We start from the raw sequence: 15,376 nt of genomic DNA, 5'->3' as shown, positions 1-15,376 counted from the left end.
TCACCCTATTCAAAGGTCGAGTTCACATTCTCCAGAACAGACCTGCGCGTGACCAGACGGTGCGTGACGTAGTTGTATGGCGGAACAGTTTGGCCGCGGAGCAGCGCCAGGCCAAGGTTCATGAGCGCTGGACCGTAGCTGTTAGTTTCGTGCGACACGGAGGCAATCATGGGCGAGCTCTTTCGCTTCATCTCCTCCACTGCCTCATGGATGCAATCCTGGCCGACGACGGCCACATGGCGTTCACGCTTCAGTTCGCGTGCAGCATCGATCGCGCCCAGCGCGCTGGTGTCGGTCGCGGCGGCAATCAGGATGTTCTTTTCGCGCTTATGCCGCTCCAGGAACTCCGAGATGACCTTGCGGCTGCGCTCACGAATTCCGCGGCCATCGATCCTGACGAACGCCTCCACGGGAAGGTCGGGGAGTGCGGAACGAATCGCCTCAAAAGCGCCCGAGACGCGGCTCTGCACCAGCAGGCCGGCCTCCGGCAGATCAAGGCCGAGCACCCAATCCACCTTGCCCTCCCACTCGCTCATCGCGAATTCTGCAAGTGCCTGGCCGGCGGTCATCCCCGCGCGGTAGTTGTCCACACCGAAAAATGTCGCATGCGGATGCGGGATATCAATCGCGATGAGCGGGATCTTCGCGGCTGCAATCTTGTCGCCGATGATCGGCGCAACCTCATGCTCCACCTGCAGCTCGAAGATCAGATCCACACCCGCCTGGATGAACTCTTCAGCATTCTTGATCGCGGTGGGTCCATCGTACTTGTTATCCAGCACCATGAGATCGACCCCGCAGCTTGCCGCAGCTTCCACAAGGCTGCTCGTCACCTCGACCGAGAAAGGCATGTCGGCGCTCTGACCGGCGAAGCCAAAGCGTAGCTTCTTCGGGCGCGAGACATGCCGGTACGTGCCGTCCTGCGCCTGCGAGATGTAGCCACGATGCGCGAACGTCTTCAGCACCCGGTACACGGTGGTCTTCGAAACGCGCGTGCGGCGATGGATCGCCTCCAGCGTTAGCGGCTGGTTTTCGTTTTGCAGCAGTTCAAGGATGTCGAGAGCTTTGGAAAGAACAGGGATCAAATAAAGGCGCGGACTGGATTTCGCCAACGGAGGCTCCTGAACTGAGGGTACAGCTAGGAATGATACAGTTCCGCTATTGAATTCTGAAACTCCTTGAGCCTAAAGTCCATGAGCCGGGTTACCGGTCTCACGCGTAGGTCGCGGTGGACCGGCGGTTGTGCTCGCGACGCTGTTCGCTGACGCGCTCCACGTACCCACTCGCGGCGAGCTCCTGCAACGGGTCCGCAGCCAGTCCGCGGCGCTCGCGCCAGGCACGGATCGCCGGCCGCACATCCGTCCAGAAACCCGATCGGAAGCACTCTTCCGCCTCGACGAGTCGGCACGCGTCCTGCAGCTCGGCGAGGCGATCGAAGTCGATCAACGCCGCGCGCGCATACAGCTCCTGTGCCGTGACCACGCTCTGGACCATCGCTTCCATCTTGCCCTTCAGGTTGTGGCTTTGGTCGATCATGAAGGCTACAGAGTCGGCCTCCGCGCCGGCACTGAGGATCTCGGCGAAGATGCGGAACAGCTGATACGGATCGATCGAGCCAAGCGTCAGGTCGTCGTCCGAATACTTGCGATCGTTGAAGTGGAAGCCGCCAAGCTCGTTCGTATGGAGCAGCCACGCGACGATCTGCTCGATGTTCGTTCCCTGGTAGTGATGGCCGGTGTCGACCAGCACCTTTGCCTGTGCGCCGGCGTGACGCGCCAGCAGCAGCGCCATGCCCCAATCCGCGATGTCAGTGTGATAGAACGCCGGCTCGAACGGCTTGTATTCGATCAGCATCCGCTGCCCGGCGCCGAGCGCGGCGTGTGTCGCGGCCATCGCCTCTTCCATCCAGCCAATCCGTCGGCGGATCGACTGCGTGCCAGGGTAGTTGGAGCCGTCGGAGATCCACAGTGAAATGTCCCGGCTTTCCAAAGCCTTGGCAATCTCAACCGAATCGACCAAGTGCTGAATCGCCATCTGCCGAATCTCGGCGGAGGGATTCGCAATGGAGCCGAACTTGTAGTCCTGCGACTGAAAAAGGTTCGGATTGATCGAGCCTGCGCGCACACCGTGTTCACGCTCCAGCGCGCGGATCACTTCAACATCGTCCAGCCCATTAGGCATATCCCAGAGCACATGCAGCGCAACCGTCGGCGTGATCCCGGTCAGTCGAAAGACCTCGCCCGCATCGGCGAACTTCTCAGCCGTCGAGGTCGCCGCGCCGTCCTGGATGAACTTGCCGAAACGCGTTCCAGTGTTGGCGAAACCCCAGGACGGAATCTCAATCCGGAATTGATCAAGGGCCTTATCTATCCGCTCTATGCTTTGGTCTTTCATATGCGCCGTCCCGGTTTGAGTCGAATGAGGAATTCAATACCTATTGAAACTGCAAGCTTCGCCGATTTTTGTTCCGTTGTCAAAGGCTTTCGTGTCGGCAGCAGTTAAACGAAGTCGTTAACCAGCAGAATATGAAGCTGCCGCGGTCCATGAACGCCTTTAATTCTGGTCATCTCGATGTCGGCGGTCGCAGACGGTCCTGACACAAACGTCAGTGGGTGCCTGGCCGTCGAAACAAGCCGTTCAAAGCCCTCCGGTACGGTATTGACGACGTCCTCCGCGCGAAGGACGCAGACGTGGAGGTCCGGAACGAGGGTCGCGGCGCGTCGACCCTGGCCGGCCAGACCTTGCAGAACAAGCGTCCCGGTCTCAGCAATCGCAAGCGTGCACAACGTTACCGCCGCATCAAATAGGTCCAGCTCCGCGGGTGTGAGATTCGTGTCCGGTGAGACGGCCAATCCTTCTGGAAGCATGTTGCGCGGAAAGTCTTCCGGTACCAGAACGCGAGCAGCGCCGTGCTGCTGCAGCGCATCACGAATGGCGGACGGCAACTGATCGGCGTCACAGGGAAACACGTGCGCGTTGTAATCGATGAGGCGCTCTGTGAGCTGAGTGATGGTTTCATCACGCGACAGTGCGGCGTGCTGGGTGTAATCCCGCGGGATCTCTGCATACTCGAGCTCTGCGCGTCTCAGGTCTGTCCCGTCCCGATTTGCGGACCGGATGGCGCTCAGGACTTCAGATCGCGCGTCAGCCGGCATTCGTGCCTCCTGCTGATGAGTCAACCTTTCGCTGCGCCGCGCGATTCCGCTGCTCCCACCATTCGCGAAACGTCTGATCCGGAAGCGCTTGAAGATCGCGCGATTGCGTCCAGCCGCCGAGCATTCCGGGAAGCCAATGAATCCAAGCCTTGCCAGTCTTGTCCTTGCGCGCGAGTGGGCGGTCCGCATTGCGGGCGAGGCGCTGCGCCGCACGAAAGCGTGACTCGCTTTGGAAGATGCGGCTCATTGCCTTCATTGCAATTGGTTCCGGCCGCAGCGCGCCGAGTCCTTTCGAATCGTGCTGAACGACGCGATGGCGGAGGTGAACGAGAATCTCCGGAATGTTGATGCGGACCGGGCAGACCTCATAACACGCTCCGCAAAGCGAGCTTGCGTAAGGCAGGCTGCGCGCGTGCTCCATCTGCTGAAGCTGCGGTGTAAGAATCGCGCCGATAGGGCCTGCGTACACGCTTCCGTAGGCGTGGCCGCCCGTCTCGCGATACACCGGGCAGATGTTCTGGCAGGCGCCACAACGGATGCAGTTGAGCGTCTGCCGGCCTTCCTGGTCGGCGAGCACACTGGTTCGCGCGTTGTCCATCAGGACGACATGAAAGCTGCGCGGGCCATCGTTTTCGTAAATCCCGGTCCAGATGGAGTTGTACGGATTCATACGCTCGCCGGTTGCGCTGCGAGGCAGAAGCTGGAGGAATACTTCGAGGTCGCGGAAGCGCGGAATGACCTTATCAATGCCGGCGACGGTGATGAGCGTGCGCGGCAACGTCAGGCACATGCGCCCGTTGCCTTCGCTCTCGACGATGCAGACGCCACCGGTCTCTGCGATGAGGAAGTTTGCTCCGCTGATCGCCGTCGGAACGCGCAGGAACTTTTCGCGCAGAAACAGGCGCGCCGCATCGGCGAGATCTTCGGGCGAGCTGCCGAGTTCCGGCAGGTTCATCTCGCGCCGGAAGATCTCGTGAATCTGCTGACGGTTTTTGTGTAGCGCGGGGACAACGATATGAGATGGCTTGTCGTGGCCGAGTTGGATGATGAGTTCGGCTAGATCCGTCTCGTAGGGATGAATGCCCGCAGCTTCGAGCGCACCGTTGAGGCCGATCTCCTCGGTGGTCATCGACTTGATCTTGAGGATCTCGGGCGAAGTTTGCAGGTTTTCCTTGATCGCCTCTGTCGCGAGCCGCACGACAATTTGGCGAGCTTCTTCAGCGTTGCGCGCCCAGTGAACGACGCCGCCTGCACGCGTGCAGTTTTGCTCGAACTGTTCTAGATACGCATCGAGGTGCGCCATCGTATGCTCGCGAATGCGCTGGCCGGCGAGGCGCAACTGCTCCCAGTCATGCAGTTCAGAGACGACGCGCGCGCGCTTGTCCTGAATCACGGATGTCGCGTGATGAAGATTCTTGCGAAGCTGCTGGTCGCGCAGAAGGTTGTGCGCGGCCTTGGGAAACGCGGGAGCCGTGCGCGGATCGAGCAGAGGGCCGCTCATTGCGGACTCTCCTCTTCACCGGCCAGGATCTCAGCGATATGCATGGCGCGAACAGGCGCGCCGCGCCGATGCAGGCCGCCGTAGATGTGCATCAGGCAACTGTTGTCGCAGGCCGTGACGATCTCGGCGTTTGTCGAGAGCACGGCGTCCAGCTTTTCATCCAGCATCGCGCTCGAAACATCCGGATTCTTGATGGCGAACGTTCCACCGAATCCACAACACTGCTCAAGTCCCGGCAGCGGGACGAGATCGATCCCACGCACAGAGTGGAGCAAAGAATTCGGTCCCTCTCCGAGTTGGAGAACGCGTAAACCATGGCAGCTTGCGTGATAGGTAACGCGGTGCGGAAACAGCGATTCCAGATTTGTGATGCCCAGCCGTTTTGTCAGCAGCTCCGAGAATTCGTAAACACGCGGGAGCAGCGCCTCAACCGCGGCTGTGAGGCCGGGATATTTCCCGGTGCCTTCGAGCTGGCGAGCCATGGCGGGGTAGTGCTCGCGCATGTGAGCGACGCAACTCGAGGATGGAACGACGACCGCCTCGGAGTCGCGAAACTGTTCGACGAAGCGCGGCAGCAGAGGCAGTGCCTCATCCCAGTAGCCCGTATTGACGTGCATCTGACCGCAGCAGGTTTGGCCGGCAGGGAAGTCGACCGTATGGCCCAGGTGGTCAAGCACGCGAACGACGGCCTGTCCTGTGGCGGGAAACAGGGTGTCGTTATAGCAGGTGATAAAGAGCGAGATGCGCAGGGAGGCTCCTTCGCGGACAAATTTCAATACAGATTCTATTTCACAATGCTATGTCGAGTTCGGTAGGATGATTCGAACTTTTGAACGTACGGAGACATCGTGGGACCGAATCCGTTTCTTGGATTGATCTATCACTGGATTGGCGGCTTCGCTTCCGCTACCAACTTTATCCCGTTCCGCCGGATACGGCGCTGGTCGTGGGAGGTCTACTGGATCATCCAGGGCTTCGCCGCCTGGATCATCGCGCCGACTGTGCTGGCGACCATTTTCGTGCCGCACGTGTTCCCGTTGCTGGGGCAGGCCTACCACAGCTATCCGCGCGACCTGCGGTATGCGTTCTTGTTTGGCGTGCTGTGGGGTGTGGGGGGAATCACGTTCGGCCTGGCGATCCGCTATCTCGGCATCGCGCTGGGATACGCGATTGCTCTCGGTCTATGCGCGTTCTTCGGAACGCTGGTGCCGCCATTCCATAATCGCGTTCCGCCCATGAACCAGCGCGAGCTTTTTGTCATGGCGCACGCGTTGTCCGGCAAGGTCATTTTGCTGGGTGTGGTTGTGTGTGTGCTGGGCGTGGCGGTCAATGGAGCGGCGGGGTACTGGAAGGAGCGGGAGCTTACGCCGGAGGCTAGGGCAGAAGCCGGCGAGCGCGATTACAGCTTCGTAAAGGGCATCCTCATCGCGGTCCTGGCCGGGTTTATGAGCTCGTTCTTCGCCTTCGGACTGTCGGCCGGAAAGCCTCTCGGCGACCTGGCCAAGGCGCAACTGCTGGCGGAAGGCCGCTTGGACCTGTGGCAGAATCTTCCGATTCTCATCGTGGTGCTGTGGGGAGGGTTCCTGACGAATTTCGTCTGGTCAGCAATTCTTATCCTGCAGAACAGGTCGTTTCGGCAGTTTGCGGGGGAGCCGGGGATCAATCCGATGCGGGCGACGCATACGACGGGAGAGACGCTGGCGGAGTTCGATCCGACGGATCCGTCCAGCTATCGGCTGTCCGGGCGGGCGCTGTTTGGGAACTACATCTTTGCGGCGATGGCGGGCGTGATCTGGTACTTCCAGTTCTTCTTCTACTCGATGGGGCAGACGAAGATGGGCAAGTATGACTTCTCGTCGTGGACGCTGCACATGGCGTCGATCATTATCTTTGCGACGCTGTGGGGGCTGGTGCTGCACGAGTGGCGGGGGACGAGCCGGACCACGAAGCTGCTGGTGACGCTGGGGCTAACCCTGCTCGTCGGATCTACCGTGGTAGTTGGCTACGGAAATTTCCTGAAGACGAAGGGGTTTTAGTGGGGTACCCCCCCCCCCGTACTTTTTGCGCAAAGTCTTCAGAAGAGAGACTTTAGGTCTGGACTTTAAGTGTGTGAGAGCGGGCGGTCCCAGACATGCCCCGTCCTGTGGAGGGGGTGTTTCGTCAAGTCGCGAGGGGCTGCCAGCGAAGAAAAGCCCCGGCGATGGTGGACGTCGCCGGGGCTCGAGGAGGAGACAACACCTTAGAAAGTTATGTGACCGGCCAGCTCGAAGGAGCGGGGCTTATTGGAGGCGCTGGAGATCTGGCCGAAGGTGGCGGAGTTGAAGACGGCGTTCGGGTTAGAGAACAGGGTGTGATTGAAGACGTTGAAGGAGTCGACTTCAATCACGAGCGCCAGTCGTTCTCTGACCAACGGGATGCTGCGGCGGAGGTTGGCATCCATATTCCACTGGATGGGGTTGCGGAGGTCCAGGGCGCCGGTGCGCGGGGCGTTGCCGATGAGGTTGAGCAGGGTGACGCCCGCGGTTTGATTGATATTCGTGGGTGTCTTGAAGGCGGTTGGGTTGATGTAGACGACCTTTGCCAGGTTGGCTGCGGTGCGGCCGTTGGGACCGTCGCCGTATCCGCCGTTTTGGCGCGCGGAGCCGGAGAAGGACGGGTTCAGATCGGGCATGCATTGCCCCTGCAGAGGCGTCGTGCAGCCGCCGTAGGTGATCTGGACCGGGGTGCCTGAGGCGTAGGTGAAGACGTCCCCCAGAGACCATCCGCCGGCCAGCGTACGGACGGCCCAGTTGTTCCCGCCTATATGGTTGCGGCCAAAGGGAAGGTCCCAGACCCCGAATGCATGGATCACATTGGGGGTCGACACGGTCGTCTCACTGCGGTCGATGCGGTTCATGCGGTAGGACTGGCTGGTTCCGGAGACGGAGCCTGACGGGAGGTTGAAGCCGGTGCGGTACGGACCATCATCGCCCACGTTGCGCGCCCAGGTGTAGTTGAAGTTGAACGTCAGGCCATGAGCGAGGCGCTGCTGGACGGTGACCTGAAGCGAGTTGTAGCTGAAGTTGCCGACGTTGCCCCAGGTATCGGAAACGCCGGAGTACTGCGGAAAGGCTATGAGGCCCTGGGCGATGGTCGCGGTCGTATCACCGAGGTTGGCGGCGTTGGTAAAGAAGCCGGGAATATTGATGCCGGACATCAGACCCTGCGCCTTTTGCACGTTCCCCGTGTTCGCAGGAGCTGTGAGGAGCGGAAGCTTCCCGGTGGTATCGGTTGCCGCGCCGAGGCCGACGAGATACCTGGGGTCAAGCTGGTTGGACCAGTAGCCGCGTGCTGTGCCGGTCCCGGTGTTGGTGGAGTTGATGAGGTGATGGCTCTCATTGCCGACGTAGTTGATGGCCAGCGTCATGTTGTTCGTGATCGCGCGCTCGACGCCTGCGTTGTAGAACATGAAGTCGGGCGCGCGGCTGGAGAAGTATGGGTCAGCGTAGGAGACTGACTGGGCGGTGAAATGTTTCACGCCCGAAGAGTCCACGTAATGGCCGGCGTTGAGGCTCTCCGTGGCAGCGCCGGGCGCGGGCGGCGTCGGATAAGCGTAGCCCTTGCCGAAGAGATCGGTGTTGTTGATCCCCAGCGACGTGAAATAGGCGCTGTTGTTGAGATAGAAGGACGGCGCGGCGCCGGCGCCGGTAGTGACTTCCGCCGGTCCGGTGGCGGTCACGTTGAAGCCGAGCTGGCCGGTGCCATTGAACGCACCGCCGCGTCCGCCGACACCTCCGGCCTGGGAGAAGACCCGGCCGACGCCAGCACGGAAGACCGTCTTCTGATCAGTCTGGTAGGTGATGCCGATGCGCGGTCCCCAGTTCTTCCAGTAGGTCTGGACCGGAGTGCGGCAACCGCAGCTTGCGCCTGCGCCGCCGTAATTCCCGGCGAATTGAATTGCACCCGGAGTGCCGGTGGCGGGGTTGGTGAGCGTTGGATTCATGAAGCTCCAGCGATCTTTCACCTCGTGATAAGGCGGGAGGTAGTCCCACCGGACTCCGGCGTCGACGGTGAGCTTCGAGTTCACCTTCCAGGTGTCTTCGGCGTAGGGAGCGATCGTGAAATAACGTCCGCCCTCCTCACTGACCGGTTGCAGGCCAAGCGAAGGCGTTCCTCCGACCGCGCCGAGCAGGAAGCTGGCGTAGGAGTAGCCGGTCGCAGTGGTCGAAAGGGAACTGCCAACGTACTGCGCTGTATCGTTGCCGTTGTAGGTGAGTGAGAGCACGCCGGTGTAGGTGGAGGGGTTTGCGTTGTTGATCTCCTGCCACTGCAGGACGCCGCCGAAGGTGAGCGAGTGCGCTCCCTTGACCCACTGCAGGTTATCGACGAGAGCATAGTTGTTCGGAGTGGTGATCTGGGTGGCGACGGAGCCTGAAGGTCCGGACGTGGTGCCGGTCCAATACTGCTGGACGGTTCCGAACTTCGTGGTGGCGCTGAACGTCGCGCCAGGGAACTCCGTGCCGGCCTGGCCGGCCGGGAGGTTGGTCACGCCCAGGGCACCGATGCCATAGGTGGATGAGTTCTGCGTGGTGTTGTGGATGTTCTGGTAGAAGCGGACGTAGCCGAACTTCAACTGATTTACGAGCGAGTTCGTGATGGTGTAGGCATCCTCGACGTCGAAGTCCTTGGGGTAGATGTTGGCGAGATCGCCGCCGGTGTAGGGAAGGGGCAGATAGGGAGTGTTGAAGTTGTTCAGGTAGTTGACCGTTCCCATGGCGCCGATGGTGGAGATGCGGTGCTTGGGACTGACATCAAAGTCCACTCGCCAATCGTAGAGGTGATTGTCGAATCCTCCGGCTTGACCGGCCGTGTAGTTGTTGACGACGTCCGAGTTCGTGGGTGTAGGCAGCCACTGCTCCGCCTTCAGCGCGAAGGGGGACAGGTAGCTTTGCGGGATGACGTTGTAGGTGGCAACCCCATTTTTCGCCCCTTCGAAGGCACAGCGGACGTCCGTGCCGCCGCAGTTGTTGTTTGTGGGATCGAAGAGATAGGGCGTGTTGGTGATGGTTGTGCCGCCGTAGGTGAAGCTGCCGCCGAGGCCAGAGGGACCGCCGGCTGTCGCGCAGGCCAGGCGGTCCGATGCATTGGTGATCGTGAGGCAGTTGAGTTGCGAGAAATCGCCCTGCCGCATCTGCAGCGTGGGGATCGTGGTGGTGACCGGATTATTAAAGGTGCGATTGTGATAGCGGTCGTAGGCGAAGAAGAAGAAGACACGGCGTGTGCCCGGGACGTGACCACCGATGGTGGCCGAGAGCTCGTTCTGGTGATCGACGGGCTTGGTGGCGCCTTTGCTGAACTGCCAGGCGTCGAGGGCGGTGTTGCGGATAAAGTCCTGCACGCTGCCGTGGAACTTGAGGCCACCGGACTTCATGGTGAAGTTTTCGGCGCCGGCGCCGGAGTACTCGGCCGGCGGTGTGCTGGTGACGACCTGCATCTGGTCGACGGCATCCACGCTGATCGACTGGGAGACGAGACGGTTGTCGCCCTGCTGGCTGACGGTTTCGGCAGGGAGACCGTCGAGGTAGAGCTGGCCGAGGTAGTTGCCGGTGCCGCCGATGACGGGAAGGCGGGAGCCGCCCTGCGCTCCAGGCGCGAGGGTGCCGAAGGCGGTCGGGTCGCGCTGGGCGCCGTTCATGATGAGCGGGAGGCCTGAGTAGGCGGCGTTCTCGATGGTCATGCCGAGTGTGGCGTTTGTGGTCTCGAGCTGCGGGGGTTCAGTGGTGACGGTGACCTCGGTGGCAGTCGAGCCGACGGTGAGGGTGATATCGAGCGGCGTCATGACGAGCGCGTTGACCGTGAGGTTCTTCTGGCTGACGGTGTCAAAGCCCTGCGCTGTGGCGGTGACGGTGTAGGTGCCCGGGACGATCGGAGAGATGGTGTAGAGGCCGGCGCTGGTCGTCTGGCGTTTTTCGGAGACACCGGTGGCGTTATTGGTCGCGGTGACGGTGGCGTTGGGGATGGCGGCTCCGGTGGAGTCGGCGACGGTGCCCTGGATGCCGCCTTCGCCGCCGGTTTGTGCGGTGGCGGAGGACGTGATTCCGAAGCAGAAAAGGAGGAGAGCGAGACAGATTTCCCGGAGCCCGTGCTTGCGAGCAGCCTTTGGGAAGAGTCTCAAGGATGTGGCGACAGAGAGCGAGTACATGTTTGGTGGCCTCCAAACAAACGAGTTTTGAACTGAGGGAGCACTCTATGGTTTCTGTATGACAGGTGTCAATAGGAAAACTATTCCAAATTGACGAGGTCGAGGGTTGCGAGGTCTGTGATGTCAAAGACCAATTGTTCAAATAAGAATAAGTATCTCTATTGACGTTCATATCTTGCGGCCAATAGAGTTCGTAGACGATGACCAGAGCACGGAGCAAACATCGCTGCCAGATACTTCGATATGTTTTTGCCGCGGCGCTATGCGGCGCCTGCGCGAGTGCGGGTGTGGCGCAGCCGTCGATTCAGCAACTGCGAGCAGAGTTTGCGTCGCCGCCGGCTGACGCGCGGCCGATGGTGCGATGGTGGTGGTTTGGGCCGGCAGTGGTGAAGCCGGAGATTGCGCGAGAGCTCGATGTGATGCACGCGGCGGGGATTGGCGGCGTGGAGCTGGCGGCGGAGTATCCACTGGCTCTGGATGATCCGGCGAAGGGGATTCTGAATCTTCGTTATGGATCGCCGGAGTATGTGGATGATCTGAAGTTTGCGAATGAGCATGCGCGCGGGCTGGGGATGCGTGTCGACCTCACGCTGGGCAGCGGGTGGCCGTACGGCGGGCCGAATATTCCGATTGATCTTGCGTCGGGGAAGCTGCGGGCGGCGGAGGTTGCGCTTCCGGGGAATGGGAGCGAACTGCCCAAGCTGGCGGCGGGTGAGAGCTTCATCGCGGCGTTTGTGGCGAATGGGAGAGTGGGGGAGTTCGACGCGAAGAGCGCAAGGCGAGTGCCGGGAGATGCGATGCCGGCGGAGCTGGCGCGCGCGGAGGGTGCGGGGCAGCAGGTGGAGCTGTTTTTTATCTCGAGCCACACCCGACAGCAGGTGAAGCGAGCGGCGTTTGGTGGGGAAGGGTATGTGCTCGATCACATGTCACGGCAGGCGATTAAGCATTATCAGCAGACGACGGGAGATGATCTGCTGGGAGGATTCTCGGGCCAGCCTCCGTATTCGATTTTTTCGGACTCGCTGGAGGTGTATGGGGCCGATTGGACGAAGGGTTTGCCGGCGGAGTTTGCGCGGCGGCGGGGCTACGATCTGATTCCGCATCTCCCGGAGCTAGTGCAGGGAGGAACGCCTGAGGCGGAGAGTGTGCGGCGTGATTGGGGGCTGACGCTGTCGGAACTGGTGCGCGACAACTATCTGCGGCCGATGGCGGAGTATGCGACGGCGCATGCGACGAAGTTTCGGTCGCAGACATATGGCCAGCCGCCGGTGACGCTGTCGGATGAACATATTGCGCAGCTGCCGGAGGGTGAAGGGCCGCAGTGGCATGCGTTCTCGTTTACGCGATGGGCGAGCTCTGCGAATCATGTGTACGGGAACAGGATCACGTCGGCGGAGACGTTTACGTGGCTGCACTCACCGGCGTGGCGCGCGACTCCGCTGGATATGAAGGCGGAAGCTGACTGCATGTTTCTGGAGGGCGTGAACCAGATTATCGGGCACGGGTTTCCGTATTCGGCGCCGGGAGTGGCGGAGCCGGGGTGGTCGCTATACGCGGCGGCAGCGCTGAATGACCATAATCCGTGGTGGCCGGTGATGCATGACGTGACCGCATACATTCAGCGCATAAGCTGGGCGATGCGGCAGGGCGAGCCGGCGAATGATGTGGCGCTGCTGCTTCCGGAGGATGATGCGCAGGCGGCGTTCCGGCCGGGTCACGCGTCCGTGACGGACGAGATGCATACCCGGATCAGCTCGGATCTGATGGGAGCGATTCTGAACACGGGCTACAACGTGGACTATGTCGATCTTGCAGCGGCGGAGGATCGAGGATTGCACTATCCAATTGTTGTGGTGCCTCCGACAGAGCGCATGCCACTAAGCGGTGTTCGGATTTTGCAGGCTTATGTGGCGGGCGGAGGGAAGCTGGTGTTCCTGGGGCAGACGCCGTCGCGTGCTGGAGGGCTGGCGGACGCCGGCGATACACCGGCGGTCGCGAGCGGCGTGCGGGAGTTATTGCAGAAGGCGATTCACGTCGAGACAACAGGCGAGCTTGCATCTGCTCTTCCGCGGTTGCTGAAACCGGATATGGAGCTGGGAGCTGCCGGCGGCAACGTCGGCTTTCTGCACCGGCATCTGAGCGATGCGGACATCTACTTCTTTGCGAACACGACTGCGGAGCCCGTTTCGTTCCCGGTGCGGGTGCGTTCTGGCTATCGCGAGGCAGAGTGGTGGGACACAGATGGTGGACGTGCTGAACGAGCTGAGCTGGGTGAACCTGTGACTCTGCCGGCATATGGATCGCGGCTGCTGGTGCTGTCTAACGGAGCTGGAGGTTCAGGTGCTCCTGCGATGACACGGTTCGTGCCGGACTCAGGATCAGCAATCAAGCTTGCTGATTGGAGCGTGACATTTCCGGGAAGCCGCGGATCTGCTGCGCAGCCGACGCTGCAAAATGTGAGCGATACGTTGTGGACTGACAATGCGGCGACGAAGTTTTACTCCGGTGAGGCGCGCTACACGACGCAGTTCCATGTGGACAGTCTGAAGACCGGAGAGCATGTGCGGCTGCAGTTTGCGTCGGGAGAGCCGGTGCGAGACAACCGTCCGCCGGGAAGTCCGGGCATGAGGGCGTGGCTCGATCCGCCGATTCATGAAGCGGCCGAGGTGTTCGTGAATGGAAATCACGTGGGAGATTTGTGGCATCCGCCGTATGAGATCGACGTGACCTCGGCAACGCATTCCGGAGAGAACACTTTGGAATTGCGTGTGTTCAACACGGCGATCAACGAGCTCGCGGGCCAGCCGCCGCGTGATTACACATCATTGAAGGCCAAGTACGGAGATCGTTTTCAGATGCAGGATATGAACAACCTCCAGCCGGTGCCTTCCGGGATTCGCGGACCGGTTCAGATTGTTTTTGGGACGGAGACACCAGAAAGCAGCAGACGGATGGAATCCCGATAAGATTGTTGTCCGTGGAACTTCTGGTGTGAACTAAGCTCAGCCGCAATCATCATCTGCTTCGTGGATGTGGAGAATCATGCGCCGTTACTGTCAGCTAATTCGTCTGCTGCCTGAACACCGGGTGGAGTACATCGAGTATCACCGCAGGGTGTGGCCGACCGTGCTTGCAACGATCGATGCCTGCAACATCCGTAACTACTCGATATTTCTGTATAACGATCTGCTCGTCGCGTACTTCGAATATTATGGCGACGACTATGAGGCGGACATGCGGAAGATGGCTGCCGACCCCGAGACGCAACGATGGTGGAAGATCACGGATGCGATGCAGGAGGTTCTGCCTGAGGCAGGGCCTGGTGACAAATGGCTACAGATACCTGAGGTCTTTCATTTTGAAGGCTCTCCCACTGGAGGAAATGCATGAGTTTGATTACGCGGAGAAGATTTAGCGCATCGGTGCTGCTGTCGGCGACTGCCGCTGTGGCGCCTCGACTTGCCAACGGTGAGGCCGCGCCGCAACAGAGCTCGAGTGCTTCTGCACTGATGACGTCGACGGACATGAAGAGCTGGCCGGAGGGTTACGATCCGAGCGAGCTCGGCACGAAGGTGGCTGAGCACTTTGTCACGTCACCACACTTTCATCCGGATCGCATCGTCTATCCGGAGGTCTGCGCCTGGTGGGGGTCGCTTGAGCTCGCGCGGGTTACCAACAACACGGAGCTGATCAAAAAGCTGCAGTCGCGGTTCGAGCCGTTGTTCAGCTCGGAAGCGTCGCTGCTTCCGCCTGAAGGAAAGCACGTCGACTATTCGATGTTTGGATCGCTGCCGCTGGAGCTTTATATCCTGACGAAGGACAAACGGTATCTCGACCTTGGTTTGCGCTACGCCGATGCACAGTGGGCGAAGCCTGACGCCCAGGGTCTGACGGATGAGACACGGTTCTGGATCGATGACATGTGGATGATCACGATCGTGCAGGTGCAGGCGTTCCGCGCGACTGGCGATCATAAGTATCTGGATCGTGCAGCTATGGAGATGGCGGCGTATCTGGACAAGCTGCAGCAGCCGAACGGGCTTTTCTTCCATGCTCCGGATGTGCCGTTCTTCTGGGGCCGTGGCAACGGCTGGTTTGCCGCAGGGATGACAGAGATTCTGCGCGATCTTCCGCAGCAGCATCCGCAGCGCGAGCGAATTGAACAAGGCTATCACCTGATGATGGCTGCACTGCTGAAGTACCAGCCTGCTGCGGGAGCGTGGCGGCAGCTTATCGACCATGAGGAGTCATGGCCGGAGAGCTCGGGGACCGGCATGTTCGCGTACGCTCTGACCTCGGGCGTGCGCACCGGCCGGCTGAAGGTTTCGGAGTACGGCTCTGCGGCTCACCGCTCGTGGATTGCGCTGGCGGGTTATGTGGATCAAAACAACGATGTGACCAGCGTGTGCGAGGGAACGAACAAGAAGAACGATCTGGATTACTATCTTCTGCGCAAGCGGCGCACCGGTGACTTCCACGGGCAGGCGCCGTTGCTGTGGACGGCGGCGGCGTTGCTGCGGCCGGCGTAACGCGGTCTTT

General features: G+C 60.7%; 10 protein-coding genes. 4 read left to right on the top strand and 6 right to left on the bottom strand.

Annotation, left to right across the window (positions count from 1 at the left end):
* Window positions 1-5: 5 nt before the first annotated feature.
* The 5 genes from VGU25_07210 to VGU25_07190 all read right to left on the bottom strand — a co-directional run bounded on the left by VGU25_07210 (window position 6) and on the right by VGU25_07190 (window position 5,432).
* Window positions 6-1,112 carry a substrate-binding domain-containing protein gene (locus tag VGU25_07210; GenBank protein ID HEV2576982.1) on the bottom strand — a complete coding sequence of 369 codons (1,107 nt, stop codon included), beginning with the start codon at window positions 1,110-1,112 and terminating at the stop codon, window positions 6-8.
* A 100-nt stretch (window positions 1,113-1,212) separates the two neighbouring features.
* The gene (locus VGU25_07205) at window positions 1,213-2,394 is read right to left on the bottom strand and encodes a TIM barrel protein (protein ID HEV2576981.1); all 1,182 of its coding nucleotides are present in this window, start codon (window positions 2,392-2,394) and stop codon (window positions 1,213-1,215) included.
* Window positions 2,395-2,498: 104 nt separating this feature from the next.
* Window positions 2,499-3,155 (bottom strand): lactate utilization protein C, encoded by a 657-nt coding sequence (locus VGU25_07200; GenBank protein HEV2576980.1) that lies wholly within the window; start codon window positions 3,153-3,155, stop codon window positions 2,499-2,501.
* Window positions 3,145-4,656 carry a LutB/LldF family L-lactate oxidation iron-sulfur protein gene (locus tag VGU25_07195; GenBank protein HEV2576979.1) on the bottom strand — a complete coding sequence of 504 codons (1,512 nt, stop codon included), beginning with the start codon at window positions 4,654-4,656 and terminating at the stop codon, window positions 3,145-3,147. Before VGU25_07195 ends, VGU25_07200 begins: the two co-directional genes overlap by 11 nt.
* Entirely contained in the window at window positions 4,653-5,432 is a 780-nt protein-coding gene (locus VGU25_07190; protein HEV2576978.1) for a (Fe-S)-binding protein, read from the bottom strand. Before VGU25_07190 ends, VGU25_07195 begins: the two co-directional genes overlap by 4 nt.
* Window positions 5,433-5,504: 72 nt before the next feature.
* On the opposite strand from VGU25_07190, the gene VGU25_07185 reads away from it, so the two are divergent.
* Window positions 5,505-6,692 carry an L-rhamnose/proton symporter RhaT gene (locus VGU25_07185; GenBank protein ID HEV2576977.1) on the top strand — a complete coding sequence of 396 codons (1,188 nt, stop codon included), beginning with the start codon at window positions 5,505-5,507 and terminating at the stop codon, window positions 6,690-6,692.
* 203 nt (window positions 6,693-6,895) lie between these two features.
* Here VGU25_07185 and VGU25_07180 read toward each other — a convergent pair whose 3' ends face one another.
* Window positions 6,896-10,837 carry a carboxypeptidase regulatory-like domain-containing protein gene (locus VGU25_07180; GenBank protein HEV2576976.1) on the bottom strand — a complete coding sequence of 1,314 codons (3,942 nt, stop codon included), beginning with the start codon at window positions 10,835-10,837 and terminating at the stop codon, window positions 6,896-6,898.
* A 200-nt stretch (window positions 10,838-11,037) separates the two neighbouring features.
* Here VGU25_07180 and VGU25_07175 point away from each other — a divergent pair, with 200 nt between their 5' ends.
* The 3 genes from VGU25_07175 (at window position 11,038) to VGU25_07165 (ending at window position 15,366) form a co-directional block, all read left to right on the top strand.
* A complete protein-coding gene (locus VGU25_07175) occupies window positions 11,038-13,803 on the top strand; it encodes a glycosyl hydrolase (protein ID HEV2576975.1) in 2,766 nt (921 codons plus the stop codon).
* 76 nt (window positions 13,804-13,879) lie between these two features.
* Entirely contained in the window at window positions 13,880-14,227 is a 348-nt protein-coding gene (locus VGU25_07170) for an L-rhamnose mutarotase (GenBank protein ID HEV2576974.1), read from the top strand.
* Entirely contained in the window at window positions 14,224-15,366 is a 1,143-nt protein-coding gene (locus tag VGU25_07165) for a glycoside hydrolase family 88 protein (protein ID HEV2576973.1), read from the top strand. Before VGU25_07170 ends, VGU25_07165 begins: the two co-directional genes overlap by 4 nt.
* Window positions 15,367-15,376 lie beyond the last annotated feature (10 nt).

The organism is Acidobacteriaceae bacterium (assembly GCA_035944135.1).
In the GTDB taxonomy this organism is placed as follows: Bacteria; Acidobacteriota; Terriglobia; order Terriglobales; family Acidobacteriaceae; genus Granulicella.
This window is presented reverse-complemented; position numbering and strand designations above follow the sequence as displayed.